The organism is Rhodoplanes elegans, assembly GCF_016653355.1.
GTDB lineage: Bacteria > Pseudomonadota > Alphaproteobacteria > Rhizobiales > Xanthobacteraceae > Rhodoplanes > Rhodoplanes elegans.
Map to the genome: position 1 here is coordinate 1 of NZ_NHSK01000051.1, position 14,686 is coordinate 14,686.

Below are 14,686 nucleotides of genomic sequence, written 5' to 3' on the forward strand. Positions count from 1 at the left end.
TCTGGGGCGCCTTGATCGTGATGGTCTTGTCGTCGAGCACGATGCGGGTGTCGCCGCGCTCGATGATCAGATCCTCGCTGCCCTTCGGGGCCGGGTGATCCTCGTCGAACGGGCCGCGGATCGCCCACGAGCCGGTGCCGAGCACGCCGGAGGGCGACAGCACCATCATGCGCTCGCCGACCACCGGCTTCGCCTTGATCTTCAGATCGCCCGAGGCGACCGGCTGCACCGGCACCCACGGGCTCTTCACCACCTCGCCGGTCGCCGGATCCTTGCCCAGCTCGGTGCGAACCTGCCAATCGTCGTTCTGCTCCCGAACTTCCGTCACCTTGCCGGACAGCACGATGCGGGCGACGCGCTGGTCGATCTCGACCAGGCGCGCTTCGAGGGTCCGAAGATACTTCTCCAGCCGGCGGACATAGGGGTCGCTCACACCGGACCTCCCTCGTCGACCGGCTCCGCGGCACCGTCGAGCACCGCCTCGACGTCGCTCACCAGCACGCGGGCGAGCGGGTCAGGCCCGAGCCCGATCAGCGACTGCTTCCAGGTGACGGCGTAGAAGGCCGAGCCCTTGGCGAAGGTCTCGGCCGTGAACAGCGGCCGCGCCTCGGCGTCCTCGGGCGACGTGATGTTCTGCAGGCCCCAGCGCGACGTCGTGAAGTCGGCCAGCACGTCGAGGATCCCGTGCGACAGCGCGAAGGCGACCTCCTGCCGTGGCGTGGAACGCTCGCCGAGCGCCATGTCCTCGGTCACCACATAGGCGGCGCATTCGAGCCCGATGCGCCAGTCGCCGCCGACGCCGACCGGGCCGCGCCAGCGCGTCAGCGCCACGGCGATCATGGGGGCCAGGAAGATGTCCTTCTCGATCAGGTCGGACACGTCGATCCGGCCCGGATGCGACCGCACCGTGACGCCGGGAAACAGCGGCTTCAAAGCGGCTTCGACGGCTGGCAGGAAGCCGACCAGGCGCGACGCCGCGAGCCGCTCCGCGATGGTGGCGGGACCGATCATGCGCCGCCTCCCACGCCGGCGAGGCGGCCGAGCCAGTCGGTCGCGAGGCGCTCGACCTTCTCGCGGTCCTCGGCCGAGAAGCCGACGAAGGGCCGCGCCGGGATCGTCACGCTCCTGGCGAACACGGTCTTGCCGCCGACCTTGAAGACCAGGCGCTGCGCCGTCTTCGGCGTGATGGTCGCGCCGTCCTGGTGGACGTGGGCGTACTCCCAGGACGAGCCGACCTCGACCTGGTCGGCGCCGGCGATGAAGGCGATCGAGTCGAGCAGGTGCCGGCCGCTCTCCAGCAGGATCGAGGTGCCGGCCCGGTTGGGCGCCCAGGCCGCGCCGTCCGGCGACGTCTTGGTCTCGCTGATCCGCTCGCGCGTCGAGGCTTCGAGGATGCCGCCGATCTCGGTCATCAGCTCCTCGGTCTCGGCGCCGGAGAGGCGCGAGGTCAGCGCATTCAGCTGATCGAGACCGGACGTGTCGACGATGATCGCGACCGACATCACCAGCCTCGCAAGCGGTCGCGTGTGAACAGGCGCTCGTTGGCGACGACGATCGCCTCGTTGGGCGACACGCTCCCTTCCGGCTCGCCCGTGCCGCCGGTGCCGCCGCCGCCCGGGCCGTCGAAGGTGAGCGCCGCCTTGCCGGCCGCGATCGCGGCGAGGCGCTGGATGGCGACGTCGTAACGCTCCTTGATCCGCTCGTTCGAGCGCCCGAACGACAGCGCCACGCGATAGAGCGCGATGTCGATCGTGTAGAGCCGCAGCGTGGCGCGGCTGTCGTCGTCGATGCGGGCGAGCTCGTCGCGGGTGTAGCGCGCCGCCAGGATCGCCCGCACCTCGGCCGTCGCGTCGTCGAGCCCCGCGTTGATGCGCCCGTCGTCGCGCTGCCGTGTCGTCTCGTCGGCGGCCAGGATGGTCGCCTCGGACGGATAGCGGGCCAGCACGTCGGCAAGGGTGGCGAAGCTCATGACCGGCCATCCTCCGCGCCGCGCAGCGCCGCCTGCGCCTCGGCGAGCTTCTCCCCCGTCATGCACGGCCTCGGGTCAGCCATGAAGTAAAGGCTCGCTTGCGCCTCGGCGAGCCGGACCTTCAGCCCGGCCACCTCGGCCTCCAGCACCGCGATCCGCGCGTCGCGGGCGGCGATGATGCCCTGGGCCACGCGGTGCAGCTCGCCCGGGATGCCGATCGGCTCCTCGGCCAAGGGAGTGTCTCCGGGGGTGCCGTCGGTCATGATCAGCTGCCGGACAGGTTGGTCGCGACGCCCGACGCGCGGCGCAGGCAGTCGAGCGCGGCGTCGGCGTAGCCGAGCGCGTGGCTCATCGCTTTCGCCTCGGCCTCGGCGCCGTCGACGCCGGCCATGCGCTCGGCGAGATCGCGGAGCGACACGCCGTCGTGGAACGCCCTGCGGCCGGCCTGATACTCGGTCTCGTCGAAACTGGGATGGGGCATGGGGGCTCCTGCTCGGTTCCGGGGGAGATGGCCGGAGCGGCGAGCCGCTCCGGCCGAGGCCCTTGCGGGCCGCACGTCCGGCACCCCCGTGACCGGACGTGATCGGGTGCCGCCGGCTGGCGGCGGTCGGGCACACGTCGTCAGGCGTTCCAGGGCTCGGCGACCGCGCCGACCGTGAACAGCGGCTTGTGCTCGGCTCTCGTGAGCACGATCACATCGCCGGGCAGGAAGAGATCGCCGTCGTGCAGAACGGTCCGCTCCGGCGCGATGGAGAACACACGCGCCTCGGCCGAGGCGACCGGAGGGTCGCCGCCGGCAGCGGGTGTGGACCCCGCCGCCGGCGCCGCCGTCTCGTCGTCGCTCGCTTGGATATCGGTGGCGGCCGGCGGGGACACGGGACCGGGATCGCCGGCCGCCTGATCCGATGCCGGCCCAACAACCGCGTCCGCGGAGACATCCGGCCTCGGAAACTCGGAGGGCGCGCCGCCCTCGTCGGCGATCGACGGCTCGTCGACCGCGGGGGCCGCTACGGCCTCGGTCGCGGGGACCGGGGTTTTGAGCGGCGGCATCGTGGGAGTGGCGGCCGGCGCGGCCGGCGCTTCGGTCGCGGCGCCCGCGGGCGCCTTCGGCTTCTTGGCCATGGGTGGGGGCTCCTGATCAGATGATGGCCGCCGATCAGGCGACGGCGTTCTCGATGAAGTAGCCGACGTCCTGCGCGACGATCAGCTCACGCACCTTCTCGCCGACCCGCACGCGCTCGCCGCCTTCGAGGCCGATGTTCGGGTCCTGGACCGAGCCGGCGATCCGGGTGCCGACCTGCGCCGTGAAGCCGAACGTGATGCCGCGCTGCGTGGTGGCGGCCGGGTCGATGTAGAGGCAGGCGATGTGCTTGCCCCACACCCGGGCGAGGCTCGCGGCCTGCCCCTTCTTGGCCGTGTTGACGTAGCTCTCGCCGACCAGCACCCGCCGGACCTCGAACAGCGCGGCGAACTCCTCCCGCGTGATGACGCCCTTGTTGGTCAGGTTGCCGCGCACGGCGTTGACCAGGTGCGGATGCGAGGAGAGCTTCGACCAGACGGCGTGACCGAGCACCAGCGTGTTCGGGCGGTAGACCAGCGTGCCTTCGAGGGCCGCCTTGATGACGCCGATCGGGTCCGAGTTGGTGTAGTCGGAGAACTGCGAGGTGCCCGACAGCGTGACCTTGCGGCCGGCCGCATAGGTGGCCGCGGCGTGGACGATCCCGGCGACGCGGATCTCGCGGGCGAGCTGCAGGAGGTCGGTCAGGCCCTCGGTCGCGCGGGCCCGCGGATCGTAGTTGCCGAGCCCGGCCGCCCGCTGCCGCGCCGCCTCGTTGATGTCCGAGATCGGGATCAGATCGTCGAGGCCGTGATCTTCGGTCGACCCGTCCTTCTCGGTGCCGGTGAACTCGACCCGGTTCGGCTGGCCCATCCGGCCGACCTTCGTCTCCGGCACCGTGAAGCCCTCGGCGAGCGGATACTCGGTCCACTTGAAGCTCTCGGACCCGACCGGCACACGCGGCAGCACGTCGTCGGCGATCAGCGTCTGGGCCGGGTTGCGGTAGCCGACCGCGATCGCGGTCAGGGCCGGGTTGACGGGAAACGGGCGGTTCGGAGCCATCGGGCGATCCTTCGGGGCGGGTGAACGGTTTAGGCGGAGGCCGGCACGTAGACGGCCGAAGGCGCGACCAGGATCGGGACGATGTCGCCCTCGACCGCGGCGGCCTGGACGATGCCGAACACCGTCACGGTCGCGGCGGCGACGGCGGGCGCCGGCACGACGACGGCGCGCCCCTGATCGTCCGAGGTGACGCGGGCGCCGCGCGTGAGATTGCCGCCGGCGACCACCTCGGCGAGGCCGAGCTGGATCACGTCGACCTGACCGGCCGCCTTGGCCCCCGTCGAGGTCGAGACGCCGAGCCCCACGGCCGTGTTGCTCGCCGCCTCGATCGCGGCGTGCTTCGAGGCGTGGAAGGCGACGAGCCGGTTGCCGCGGATCGCGGCATCGGCCGTGAAGCTCTTGATCAGCGGCTCGGTCATCAGATCTGGCCTCCGTTGGCCTGCACGACCGCGTCGGCGAGGCTGAGATGGCGGCCGGCCTCGGCCGCGGTCTTGATCAGGGCGTTGGCGCTCGCGAGCAGCGCATCGCTCGGAGCCGCACCGGCGGCCGGCACCCGCTGCTGATCGAGCGTCGAGGGCTGCAGCCCGGCCGGCGTCGCGGCGAGCAACGCCGTCACCTGGGCGAGACCGTCGGCGGTCGCGCACAGCGCCGCGTACTGGTCGCGCTGCGCCGGAACGATCTTCTTGTCCTTGAGGGCGCCGTCGAGCAGCGTCCCGACCTTGGCCTCGTGATCGGCCTTGTCGCGCGCCGCGAGCTGCGCCTGCGCGGTGGCGAGCTGCTCGTTGGCGGCTGCGAGCGTCACCAGCGCCTGGTCGTGAACGGCCTTGTCGACCTTGGCCGCCCCGGCCGTCTGGAGCGTGGTGAGAGCCGCGAGGCAGGCCGCCTCGTCGGCCGTCTCGGCCAAGCCGAGCGCCGTCGCAATCGTCTTCATGTTGGCTCCGTGCGAGGTTGGTTCCGCGGCGGCGAGCGCCGGCATGCTGAGGGCGGGCGCCGTCACGAGCGCCGCGGAGTGGATGTAGGTCGCGGCGCCGTCCGGGCTGTGCTTGAAGGTCGGGGACACGTAGCGGTGCGTGCGGGCGGCGAGCGCTGCGATACCCGCCGCGAGCCAGCTCACCTTCGCGAACAGGCCCTCGGGCCGCGCCTGCAGGGCCGTGATCCAGCCGACCGCGTCGACGCGCTCACCCTGCACGGCCTTTTTGGAGATGCCGTGATCGAAGTCGAGCGGCAGTTCGACCCGGTCCTGATCGAAACGCGCCGCCAGCACCTCGGGATCGAAGCTGAAGGTGCGTCCGTCGCGGGCCGTTACCTTGCCGCGCGGCGCGATCTGCACCCACTCGGGCGGATCGAAAGCGCCCGCAGCGGCATTGGCGTCCACCACGGCGAGAGTCACGACGCCGAGCGCGACGCCGGTCGCGTCGCAGGTCGCCAGCGGCGACGCGGCGAGGCGCGAAAGATCATCAAGGGGGGTTGCGGTCCGAGGGCTCATGGGTGCACGCTACCGGTGCCCCGAACGCGCCGGGCCGCTGACAGGTGTCAGCCCTCCCGATCGCCCGTGTCGCCGTCCCGATCCCCCTGCAGAGCCTCCTGATCACGTCACGGCGCCGGCGACCGAGCCCCGGCCGTCAGACCGCCCCGTGGCGCCCCGTTGAAGGGGGTATTGAAAGCGTTTCGAGGGAGGGTGGCCGCAGGTGCCCCGGGACGTGAACGCGCATCAGCGGGCTTCCTGACGGCTCGCGCCGACCCGGCTTCCGTTCCGGCCCGGAAGCGCCTATATTCTGCGTCGGTGGCCGAGCCATGTGGACCCGTCCAAATGCGGGCGCGGGGACGTCACGCCCCCCCGGCCACCGTCACTCCTCCTCCCGCGATGCTGCCCGTTCCGCCGCCCGCCGGCGCAATCGCTCCTGCCGGTCGCGATCGGCCCGATAGAGCGTCTGCACGCGCAGATACCTCGCGACCGAGCGGCGCAGCACCACCACGTAGGACAGCCCGTCGATCTCGGCCAGCACGACGCGGGTGCCCGTGTCGCCTTCGGCGAGCCACTCGCCGGCGTCCAGCATCTCTTGGATCCGGCCGAAGGTCGCGACGTCGACCTGGGTGTGCTTCTCGACCTTCCGGGCCAGCGTGTCGGAGGACACCACGACGATCGGGCTCTGCGCCTCCATCTCGACAGCCGCTCGCTCCGATGCCGCGACCGGGACATGGACGCGCTCGTCCATCTTGGCGATCGCCTTCGGCCAAATCGCGCGCCCGTCCGCGCCGTCGTCCCACAGCTTGGCGATGGTCCGCGACGCGCGCTCCGGCCCCGCCGTGTCGAGCTGATCGGTGAGCTGGCGCACCAGCGTGCGGGCGCGCGACAGGCCCGGATTGGTGTCCCAGCCCGGATCGATGCCGACCGGCACCTCGGTCACCTCGCCGGTACGGCGGTTGGTGAAGGTGCGGGTGCCGAGATCGGGCGCCTCGTCCGAGTAGCTGATCGCATCCTCGGCGTCGCTCTTCGGACGCGAGAGGTAGTCGTCGCGGTCGGCCTGGTCGAGCTGGCGGACCGAGCATTTGCAGCTCCAGCCGTTGGGCGGGAAATGTGTCGACCAGAACGGATGGTCGACCAGCAGGATGGTGCCGACCAATCGCAGATGCTCGGGCCGCTTCCGCTCGCTCGCGGAGCGCACATAGAGCAGATAAGGCAGCGCCCGCTTGGTGCGCTGGATGCGGTTCCACTGGCCGGCGGCGCGGGCCGCCCGCATGTTGCTCCAGAACGTGATCTGCAGCCGCGCCGGCGCGGCGAAGTTCACGACCTTGGGCTTCCAGCGACCCTCGGGATCGACGAGCTCGCGCGGCCCCCACCAGCCGAGCGGCGTGAGCCTGGTCTGCATGTCGGCGCGGAACTTCTCGAAGCCTGTGCCCTTGGCGATCGCGGTGTCGATCGCCGCCTGGAACTCGGACAGCACCCGCGTCTCGGTGACGCCGGCGACCGTCATCGCGTGGGCGTGCTCCTGGCCCCAGACGTCCTGGTACGAGAAGCCTGGTCGCAGATCCTTGGCTCGGAAGTACTGCAGGACTTCGGGCGGCGCATCCATGCCGCGCTTCACGGTCGCCGCGAGCGCGGCGACCAGGTGGAGAAGCTGCCGCCGGGTGGGCCGCATGGCGCTGTCTCAGTCCGCCGCGTCGCCGAGGCCGCGCGCCTTGGCGGTGACCACCGCGAGCGCCTCTGCGCACTTCGTGCCGTCGACCTGGCGCGCGAGGTCGGGGAGCTTGCCGATCAGTTCGTCGAAGCTCGACGCCCTCTCGATCGCGGCCCGCAGGGGGGCGAGCAGCGGATCGACCAGCTCTTCCCAATCGCCGAGCGCCTCGTCGGCGAGCGCCTCGAGCTCCGCCTCGACGTCGATCGCCTCCGGCTTCGCCGCTGCACCCGCGGTGGCCGCCGCGGTCGCGAGGCAGCCCGTGCAGGCGCAGCCGGCGACGTGCGCGGACAGCGCGGCCGGCTTGCCGGGCGGACGCGAGGCGGGGTCCGACGTCGCCGGGGGCGCGGCTTCGGCCGGCGCGGGCCGCGCGGCCGGTGCGAGCAGCTCGTCGTCCTCGGCCGGCTCACTGAGGCCGAGCTTGCCGCGCACCTCTTGCTGCGACACCTTCAGTCCGAGCGGCACGAGCTTCTCGATTGCGGCCGAGAGCGCGGTCGTGTCCTCCGGCTCGGCGACCGGCATGTCGATCGACGGATAGACGGCCTGCGGTCCATAATTCAGGGCGACGAACCACCGCACCAGCTGGCCGTTGAGCGTGTGGGCGAGCTGCCGGCAGTCGGCCCGCAGGATGTCGAGCCGGACCTCGTTGTGCACCTTGGCCTGGGCGAGGCTCGCGCCCTTGTCGGCCGTCATGGTCTGCCCGACGACGAGCTTCGAGACGTTGCGGTCGACGTACTCGATCAGCTTCTCGAAAGTCGACCCTTCGAGCGCCTTGCGCTCGATGAACTCGATCTCCATGCCCTGCGGGATGATGGCCGCCGCGTCGCTCGACAGGCCGGCGACGGCGCGCAGCAACGTCTTCTTGTCCGCCTCGGACGCACCGCTGTGGTACTTGCCGAGCCGCAGCGGCATTCCGAAGATTTCGGAGAATGCGGCCCAGTCCTTCAGGGTGAACTGCTGGATCAGGAACGCCCAGCAGGCGGCACGCGCGAAGCCGCGGCGGATCGGGATGCCGGTCTTCGAGCGTGGCGCATGGACGATGAACTTGCCGGCCGGCAGCGGCTCTCCGTCCGGGTTGGCGTCGACCGCAAGCCGCAGCTCGCTCTGCGAGACCAGGTCGTAGTGGAAGAACCGCTGGTCACGCCATTTGAGGGCGACGGGACGCAGCAGGCCGTCCTGATAGTCCCAGATCGGCTCGACCACGGCATAGCCCTTGGCGATGCCGTCGGTGAGCGCGCCCATGGCATCCACGAAGCCTGGATCGTCGAGGAGCGCGTGAACGGCGTCGCCGATCTTGGTCGGCACGCCCTGAGGCACCTTGACGCTCGGCTCGATCGCCTCGATCGCGAGCCGCCGGGTCTGCACCTGTGCGGCATAGTGGAGGTAGCGTTCCTCCATCTCCTCGGCGAGCGTGAGATAGTCGCGGGCGTAGCCGATCGAGGCCTGGCGCAGCACATAGGCGATGCGCTCGGGCGTCAGCCCCGACGCGACCGCCTCGTGCAGGACGGCCCGCACGCCGATCGTCGTCGGCGTCGCGATCTCCTGGCCGAGCAGCGCCCGGTCGAACGGCCGGCCGTCCGGGCCGAGGATACTGCTCTTCGTCGGGCTCACCACAGCGCCCTCCCTCCGCCGGTGTCGAACATGGGCACGTTGTCCGATCCCATCTCACTGACCGGCACGTAGCCGTACTCCGGCAGATTCGCGCGTGACGCGGCCCAGGCGAGCGCGCCGGCGACCGCCGTGTCGCCGTGGCGATTGAAGCCGTCGGCGCCCTTGCTCGCGTGATCCTCCGGCACCTTGATGATGCCGCCGACATACTGGAGGGCCTGGTGGTCGCGCAGAATGTCCTCGTCGGCCGGCAGCAGCACGGTGCGGTCCGTGAAGGCCTCGATATAGGCCGGCATGTTGGCCCGATACCACTCCTGAGACAGCTTCACTTCGACGATCGACGGACCGAACTTCTGCGCCGTCGCCTCGGCCAGATAAGCGCCGTTGCCGGTGGCGTCGAGCATGCCGCCCGCCATCCGTGGCAAACGCTCGACGATGTAGAACAGGATGATGCGCTGCACGTCGAAGGGCGCGTTACGCAGCTCGACCACGAAAGCGGTGCGCCGCACCAGGTCGGCGCCGATCTCGAACGGCAGGATGGCCGTGAGATCGCCGGTTCGCGCGAAGTCCTCGCCGAACACGTGCTGCCGGCGACGATCGAGCCGATCGAGGACGGGCTTCAGCTCGCGCTCGCAGAAGTCCAGGGCCGTCGCCTTGCGGGTCTCCTCGGGCGCGTTCTTGAGCGCGTCCTCGCAGGTCCACCGCACCACGGGGATGCCGCGCCCCATGCAGGCCTCGATCTGCACGCGGGTCAGCGCCGCGCCTTCGGCCTCGGCCGGGATCGCGTCCAGCTCCTGTCGCATCGCAGCGGTGCGCGGGCCATAGGCGGCGCGGATCTTCGCCTCCCACGCGGCCTCCGCCTCGGCCGTCCAGCGCTCGCCCTTGATCAGGCAGACCCGCTTGTAGAGGCCGTTTCGAACGGCCTTCGAAAACGGGATGTGATGGACCTTGAACGGCGTCTTTCCGGCGCGCGCCTCGCGCACCAGGTCGTTGAACGGGTTGAGCGTGCCGTTGTGGGTCGAGATGACGCGGATCTTGCCGCCCCAGATCAGCAGCGCGTTGACGCTGTCGAGCACGGCGCGGACGTCCTTGTGGAACGCGGCTTCGTCGATGCAGACCGTGCCCTGCAGGCCGCGGATGTTCTCGGGCCGGCTCGACAGCGCCTCGACGCGGTTCCCCGAGGCGAAGCGCACCCGGAAGGCCGAGATGTAGTTCGTGGATCCGTCGTCGCGCTGGTCCTCGAACAGGAACTCCTCGACGCCCCCCAGCTCCTGCGCGACCACCTTGGCGAAATGCGCCACGTAGCCGATGAACTCGCGGCCCTTGTCCTTGGTGTCGCCGATGTAGAAGCAGTTCTGGCCACCGGCCGAGCGCTTGGCCGCAGCGATCAGCGTGTGGTCGAGGGCCTCGGCGAACGTGATGCCGGTGCGGCGTCCCTTCTCGCCGAGCTTCAGGTCGGACGTGTCGGCGATCCATTCGGCCTGGTGGGCCATCAGCACGCCATCCGCGAGCGGATCGAGCCCCTCCGGCACCTCCCCGCCGCGCGGCAGATCGGCCGGCAGCGGGGCGCCGGGATCGCGCGAAAGCACCGGCGGGCCGGCGACGCGATCGGGTTCATCCGCCATCGGACGGCGCCTCCGACGGTACGGGCTCCGGCTGCACGGGACGCACGCCGAGGAAGTCGCGGCGGAGCTGGGCGATCACGTCGGCCGACAGGCCGCCTTCCTTGGCGACGGCGTCGATCACCTTCTCGGTCTTGGTGTCCAGCTCCTTCATCAGCCGGGCCTTGTGCTCGGTCGAGGCCTTCAGGGCGTTGACGGTGTGATGGAACGCCTTGGCGAGATCGTGCGCGCCCTTGGCGTCGAGCGCCTGGTCGTCGAGCAGCTCGTCGATCAGGGTCTTCAGGAACTCGCCCAGCACCAGGTCGGTCTCGGCGACCTTCTCGGGCGTGAGCGCCGGCGCGATCGCCGAATAGATCGCCTGCCGCTCGGCGATGCGGCGCGAGCGCGCCGCGAGCTTGGTCGAATGCCGGTTGAAGGCGCCGCGCGACACCGGGTCCAGGCCCTTGGCCTGCAGCCGGTCGTTCAGCTCGAACAGGATGTCGGCCTGGGTCCGCTTGCGCTGATTGAGCTCCGACAGCGCCCACAGGATGTCGTCCTGCGCCTCCTCGGGCAGCAGGTCGATCGACGACAGGCGCCCGCGGCCCTCTGCCATGGCGCGTTCCTCAGACGCTCGGCGCCGACGGGCGCTTGACGCCGTCGAGCACGGCGCGACGGGCGACGTGATCCTCGCCGCGGCTGGTCAGGGTGGCGACGAGGACCGACTCCGCGGAGACGATGCGCACCGCACCGAGCTGCTCCAGATGGCGCAGTTCGCCGTGCACCCACTCGCGGGTCCGGCTCACGCCGAAGTGTTCGAGCCGCCGCCGCAACAGCTCGGAGTTCAGCGTTCCGTCCGGCTCCTCGGCGAGCGTGCGCAGAAGGATCAGCCGGGCCTCCTCGCGGATGATCGTGTCCATCCCGCTCATGTCACTTCACCTGCTCCAGCAAAAATTCCTGCAGCCGCGCCGAGGTCGCCGCGATCGGCGCGATGCGCTCGGTCAGCGCCTTCAGCTCGCCCCGCACCTCGGAGAGCGACAGCTCGAGCCGATGGGCGGAATCGCGATCGGGCAGCACGTCGACCCGGCCCGTGACCTGGGTCATCCGCAGCTCCAGGGCACCGACGCGCTCGTCGATCTTGGCGAGCGCATCGGCGTTCGCCTTCCGGCGCTGCGAGACGACCGTGTAGACGATGCCGGCGGCCGCGACGGCCGGTCCGGCGAGAGGCGCGAGGTCGGACAGGTCCATTCAACGTCCTTTCAAGCCGGCCGCGAGGGCCTCGTAGAAGGCGATCAGCCGGCGCCCGCAGCGGTCGTGCGCCCACTCGCTGATCTTCAGCTGCGCCACCAGGCGCTCGACCTCGGCGGCCGACAGCGACCCCTTGCCCTGCGGCCGCGGCACGAGCGTGTGCGGCCCGAAGCAGGCGACGAGATCCGCAGGCAGCGGCGGCAGCGTCGTGCGGGTGTCAACGACCCCAGAGGTCACGCAGCCGGCGAGCAGCATCGTCAGGCAGGCAATCGCCGGCAGTCGGGCGAGCTTGCAGCGCATCGACTTTCTCCTCCAGGGCATGGCGCTCGGCCGCGTCGGTCTCGGCTCGCGCCTGGTCGGCTGCCGCAGCGGCGTCGCGGGCGCGCGCCTCGCGCTCCAGCTTCGCGATCGTCGCCCGCAGCGCGGCCGTCTCGTCGAGGCGGGCGCGCAGCGACCAGCCCTGCGAGAATCCGATGACGAGCGAGATCAGGGCCGGCACGACGATGCGGCCGACTGGCGAGCGGAACACCGCGACGAGGCCGGACCAGGCGGCCGAGAGGGCGATCGGGATCACGAGTGGTCCCTCCAGCGCCACCAGATGATCAGGCCGACCAGCACGATCGCGGCGAGCGCGATCCACAGCCGGGGCATCTGCGCGGCGTGGACGACGATGTCCCAGAGGCCGATCTCCTGGGCGCTCGCCTTGATTTGCTTCGCCTGGTCGACGGAGTCCTGGACGACGCCGGCGACCTGCGCGACCTCCTCGGCGCCGAGCACCGTCGCGGCCCCGGCGATCTTCGAACGCACCAGCGGCTTCTCCGGCGGCGGCTCCGCGCCGCGCGGCAGCGGCGCCGGATCCGCGGCCGCGCGCGGCTCGGCCAGCACGGCCTTCCATTTGCGCAGCCACACCTGGCGCTCGGCGAGCCCGTTGGTGCCGCCGTTGACACGGCGCGTCACGGTGCGGCAATCGTCCCGCTTCGCCGGCTCGATGCAGCGCAGCGCCACGAACTCGGCGACCGCGACCCGGAACGAGATCTCGGGATCGGCGATCTGGTCGGGATCGGCGGCGAGGTCGACGCCGGCGATCTCACCGAAGTGCTCGTAGCTCGCCCGGCCGGTGAGCTGAAGGTCGCCTCCGCCGCGAAAGCGGAAGCCGTCGCCCGGCTCGGTGTTGCCCAGCTCGCGCGCCTTCCGAGTGTTGCCGAGGCCGTAGACGCGCTCGGCCAGCTCGTCCGGCCGGCCGGCGAGGCGCGCGGCCTCCGCCTCGGTCACTCGGGCCGAATGACGACCGACGCCGAAGATCTCCATGATGCGCGGCGCGCGGTAGCGCATGTTCTCGCGCACGATGGTGCCCGCACCGTTCTCGTGGCTGATCTGCGCCATCAGGTGGGCGACGACGAGCGGATCGTCGATGCCGTGCTCGGCGAACACGGGCTTGGCGATGCGGGCGATCGTCACGATCTTGGCCTGCGGCGCCCGCGGCCACAGCTTCGTCAGCATCGACTTGGTGATCATGCCCCGCGCCCCCTGACAGGTATCAGGCTTGCGTCCCTGTCGGGACCGTGCCGGGACGGGGCGAGAGAGGAACAGCTGACGATCGTCAGCACCGCCGCGCGCGGCGGTGGCGGGCGGCAGCGAGCCTAAAACAGGCGACCTTGCTTGTCATCCTGCTCGGCGCGGCCGCGGGCTCGCGCTCGATAGGCACTGCGCTCCGTCATGCCGGCGGCACGCGCCGCCTCGGCGGCAGAAGCGCCTCCGGCGAGCGCCTTGGCCAATCGACGACGGGCGTCCGCGATGGCACCGGTCGGTCCGCGCGGGATCAACACGTTGATGCCGCAACTTCGGCCGCTGCCAGTGCCCTGGCGGTAAAGCGCGCAGATCTTGTCAGCGGCCTCGCGGCCGACACACTGCACCAACTCGTGCTCGTCGGAAGTGATCCGGGCTGGAATGGACATGCGCGTGCCACCGTGGCTCTCCGCGAGCTTCAACGCCGCTTCGAGGCCTGCGACCTCGGCGATCTCGGCGAGCAGCGCGGGGAGCCAGGAGTAGCTCATCGCCGTCGGAGCCTTTTGATCGTGTAGGTCGCGATCAGCTGCATGCCGTTGTCGGCGGCCCTGCGCCAGGTCAGCGTCACCGAGAAAAATTCCTCGCCGTGTGCCCACCCTCGCGCCCCCGCACGGCTGTAGCCGGCACTCCGCCACAGCTTGTCCACGGCGCGCAGGGACTTCTCGGCTGCGACGAGCTGATCGAAATCGACGGTGCCGTGTCTTTTCATCGGCGTGTGCTCGGCACCACGGTGACGACCGTGCCGCCCGTCACGACGAACGTCACCCGCTCGGTGACGATCCGGTAGTCCGTGCCGTCCAGCCTGTCGGCGGCAGCGACGGCGCGGGCGATCGATGCGGCCATGGCACGCCGCACCGCCTCGACGTCGAGGCCGCCCTCGCGCTCCAGGAAGCGCAGCACGGCGTGGTCGGAGACGCGCGGCCCGGGCGCTTTCATCGCGCGCCCCTGCGGCTGCGCCGCCAGTCCTCCGGCATCTCGAAGGTGCCGCCGCGCCACAGGCCGCGCTTGGCATCGCGGGCGGCCGCCTCGTCGCGCGCCCATCGCCCGTGCGAGTAGCGCGTGTAGTCGACCGCCCAGCCGGCCCGCACCATCGCGGCATTCAGCTCGCCCACACTGGTGCGACAGACGCCGAGCTGGCGGCCGTAGCGGTCGCGGCCCGTGATGGTACATGTAACGTCGCGGCCCTGGACGAGATCAACCAGCGCGCGGCGCGCTTCCAGCCCGCAGGCATAGGGCCGGCCCGATGCGGACGCACAGGTCTGTCGCATCTCGGGCGCGTCGATGCCGGCGAGCCGCACGACGGCGTCGCCGAGGGTCAGGGTGTCGCCGTCGATCACCACGACCTCGCCGGCGGCGGCCGGCGCGGCGAGGAGCACGAGCAGGAGCGCGAGGCGTTTCATGA

General features: G+C 71.1%; 23 protein-coding genes. All 23 read right to left on the minus strand.

The features are described 5' to 3' along the window. Positions 1 to 433, minus strand: a 433-nt coding sequence (locus CCR97_RS04180) for a phage baseplate assembly protein V (protein ID WP_201159324.1), incomplete at its 3' end; no start/stop codon positions are given. Further along, the gene (locus tag CCR97_RS04185) at positions 430 to 1,011 is read right to left on the minus strand and encodes a hypothetical protein (RefSeq protein WP_111360758.1); all 582 of its coding nucleotides are present in this window, start codon (positions 1,009 to 1,011) and stop codon (positions 430 to 432) included. The genes CCR97_RS04180 and CCR97_RS04185, both read right to left, overlap by 4 nt. Beyond that, positions 1,008 to 1,502 (minus strand): phage virion morphogenesis protein, encoded by a 495-nt coding sequence (locus CCR97_RS04190; protein WP_201159325.1) that lies wholly within the window; start codon positions 1,500 to 1,502, stop codon positions 1,008 to 1,010. Before CCR97_RS04190 ends, CCR97_RS04185 begins: the two co-directional genes overlap by 4 nt. Next, positions 1,502 to 1,969 carry a phage protein Gp36 family protein gene (locus tag CCR97_RS04195; protein ID WP_111357722.1) on the minus strand — a complete coding sequence of 156 codons (468 nt, stop codon included), beginning with the start codon at positions 1,967 to 1,969 and terminating at the stop codon, positions 1,502 to 1,504. The genes CCR97_RS04190 and CCR97_RS04195 overlap by 1 nt, the downstream gene beginning before the upstream one ends. Further along, on the minus strand, positions 1,966 to 2,232 hold the full coding sequence (locus tag CCR97_RS04200) for a hypothetical protein (RefSeq protein ID WP_111357723.1): 267 nt from the start codon (positions 2,230 to 2,232) through the stop codon (positions 1,966 to 1,968). Before CCR97_RS04200 ends, CCR97_RS04195 begins: the two co-directional genes overlap by 4 nt. 2 nt (positions 2,233 to 2,234) lie before the next feature. Continuing rightward, the gene (locus CCR97_RS04205) at positions 2,235 to 2,450 is read right to left on the minus strand and encodes a hypothetical protein (protein ID WP_111357724.1); all 216 of its coding nucleotides are present in this window, start codon (positions 2,448 to 2,450) and stop codon (positions 2,235 to 2,237) included. A 140-nt stretch (positions 2,451 to 2,590) separates the two neighbouring features. Further along, positions 2,591 to 3,091: a hypothetical protein gene (locus CCR97_RS04210; protein ID WP_201159326.1), complete on the minus strand. Its 501-nt coding sequence runs from the start codon at positions 3,089 to 3,091 to the stop codon at positions 2,591 to 2,593. A 34-nt stretch (positions 3,092 to 3,125) separates the two neighbouring features. Next, complete coding sequence (locus tag CCR97_RS04215) at positions 3,126 to 4,088, minus strand: capsid protein (protein WP_111356787.1); 963 nt, start codon at positions 4,086 to 4,088, stop codon at positions 3,126 to 3,128. Between the two features lie 29 nt (positions 4,089 to 4,117). Further along, positions 4,118 to 4,507 (minus strand): DUF2190 family protein, encoded by a 390-nt coding sequence (locus CCR97_RS04220; protein WP_111356788.1) that lies wholly within the window; start codon positions 4,505 to 4,507, stop codon positions 4,118 to 4,120. Continuing rightward, a complete protein-coding gene (locus tag CCR97_RS04225; RefSeq protein ID WP_111356789.1) occupies positions 4,507 to 5,574 on the minus strand; it encodes a phage protease in 1,068 nt (355 codons plus the stop codon). Before CCR97_RS04225 ends, CCR97_RS04220 begins: the two co-directional genes overlap by 1 nt. A gap of 361 nt (positions 5,575 to 5,935) precedes the next feature. After that, entirely contained in the window at positions 5,936 to 7,228 is a 1,293-nt protein-coding gene (locus tag CCR97_RS04230) for a phage head morphogenesis protein (RefSeq protein WP_111356790.1), read from the minus strand. 9 nt (positions 7,229 to 7,237) lie between these two features. After that, positions 7,238 to 8,875, minus strand: a complete 1,638-nt coding sequence (locus CCR97_RS04235; RefSeq protein WP_111356807.1) for a DUF935 domain-containing protein — start codon at positions 8,873 to 8,875, stop codon at positions 7,238 to 7,240. Further along, positions 8,872 to 10,497 carry a hypothetical protein gene (locus CCR97_RS04240; protein WP_111356791.1) on the minus strand — a complete coding sequence of 542 codons (1,626 nt, stop codon included), beginning with the start codon at positions 10,495 to 10,497 and terminating at the stop codon, positions 8,872 to 8,874. The genes CCR97_RS04235 and CCR97_RS04240 overlap by 4 nt, the downstream gene beginning before the upstream one ends. Continuing rightward, entirely contained in the window at positions 10,487 to 11,086 is a 600-nt protein-coding gene (locus CCR97_RS04245) for a DUF3486 family protein (protein WP_111356792.1), read from the minus strand. The genes CCR97_RS04240 and CCR97_RS04245 overlap by 11 nt, the downstream gene beginning before the upstream one ends. 10 nt (positions 11,087 to 11,096) lie before the next feature. Further along, complete coding sequence (locus tag CCR97_RS04250) at positions 11,097 to 11,399, minus strand: VpaChn25_0724 family phage protein (protein WP_111356793.1); 303 nt, start codon at positions 11,397 to 11,399, stop codon at positions 11,097 to 11,099. 1 nt (position 11,400) lies between these two features. Next, positions 11,401 to 11,718, minus strand: coding sequence for a DUF2730 family protein (locus tag CCR97_RS04255; protein ID WP_111356794.1), 318 nt, complete (start codon positions 11,716 to 11,718; stop codon positions 11,401 to 11,403). Then, positions 11,719 to 11,955 (minus strand): hypothetical protein, encoded by a 237-nt coding sequence (locus CCR97_RS04260; protein WP_170145786.1) that lies wholly within the window; start codon positions 11,953 to 11,955, stop codon positions 11,719 to 11,721. It lies immediately after the preceding gene. Continuing rightward, positions 11,936 to 12,292: a hypothetical protein gene (locus tag CCR97_RS04265; protein WP_111356796.1), complete on the minus strand. Its 357-nt coding sequence runs from the start codon at positions 12,290 to 12,292 to the stop codon at positions 11,936 to 11,938. Before CCR97_RS04265 ends, CCR97_RS04260 begins: the two co-directional genes overlap by 20 nt. Further along, positions 12,289 to 13,233, minus strand: coding sequence for a glycoside hydrolase family 19 protein (locus tag CCR97_RS04270; RefSeq protein WP_111356797.1), 945 nt, complete (start codon positions 13,231 to 13,233; stop codon positions 12,289 to 12,291). Before CCR97_RS04270 ends, CCR97_RS04265 begins: the two co-directional genes overlap by 4 nt. Before the next feature lie 125 nt (positions 13,234 to 13,358). Then, a complete protein-coding gene (locus CCR97_RS04275; protein ID WP_111356798.1) occupies positions 13,359 to 13,772 on the minus strand; it encodes a hypothetical protein in 414 nt (137 codons plus the stop codon). After that, the gene (locus CCR97_RS04280; RefSeq protein ID WP_111356799.1) at positions 13,769 to 13,993 is read right to left on the minus strand and encodes a hypothetical protein; all 225 of its coding nucleotides are present in this window, start codon (positions 13,991 to 13,993) and stop codon (positions 13,769 to 13,771) included. Before CCR97_RS04280 ends, CCR97_RS04275 begins: the two co-directional genes overlap by 4 nt. Further along, positions 13,990 to 14,220 (minus strand): hypothetical protein, encoded by a 231-nt coding sequence (locus CCR97_RS04285; protein ID WP_111356800.1) that lies wholly within the window; start codon positions 14,218 to 14,220, stop codon positions 13,990 to 13,992. Before CCR97_RS04285 ends, CCR97_RS04280 begins: the two co-directional genes overlap by 4 nt. Continuing rightward, on the minus strand, positions 14,217 to 14,684 hold the full coding sequence (locus tag CCR97_RS04290; protein ID WP_111356801.1) for a thermonuclease family protein: 468 nt from the start codon (positions 14,682 to 14,684) through the stop codon (positions 14,217 to 14,219). Before CCR97_RS04290 ends, CCR97_RS04285 begins: the two co-directional genes overlap by 4 nt. Between the last annotated feature and the right edge of the window lie 2 nt (positions 14,685 to 14,686).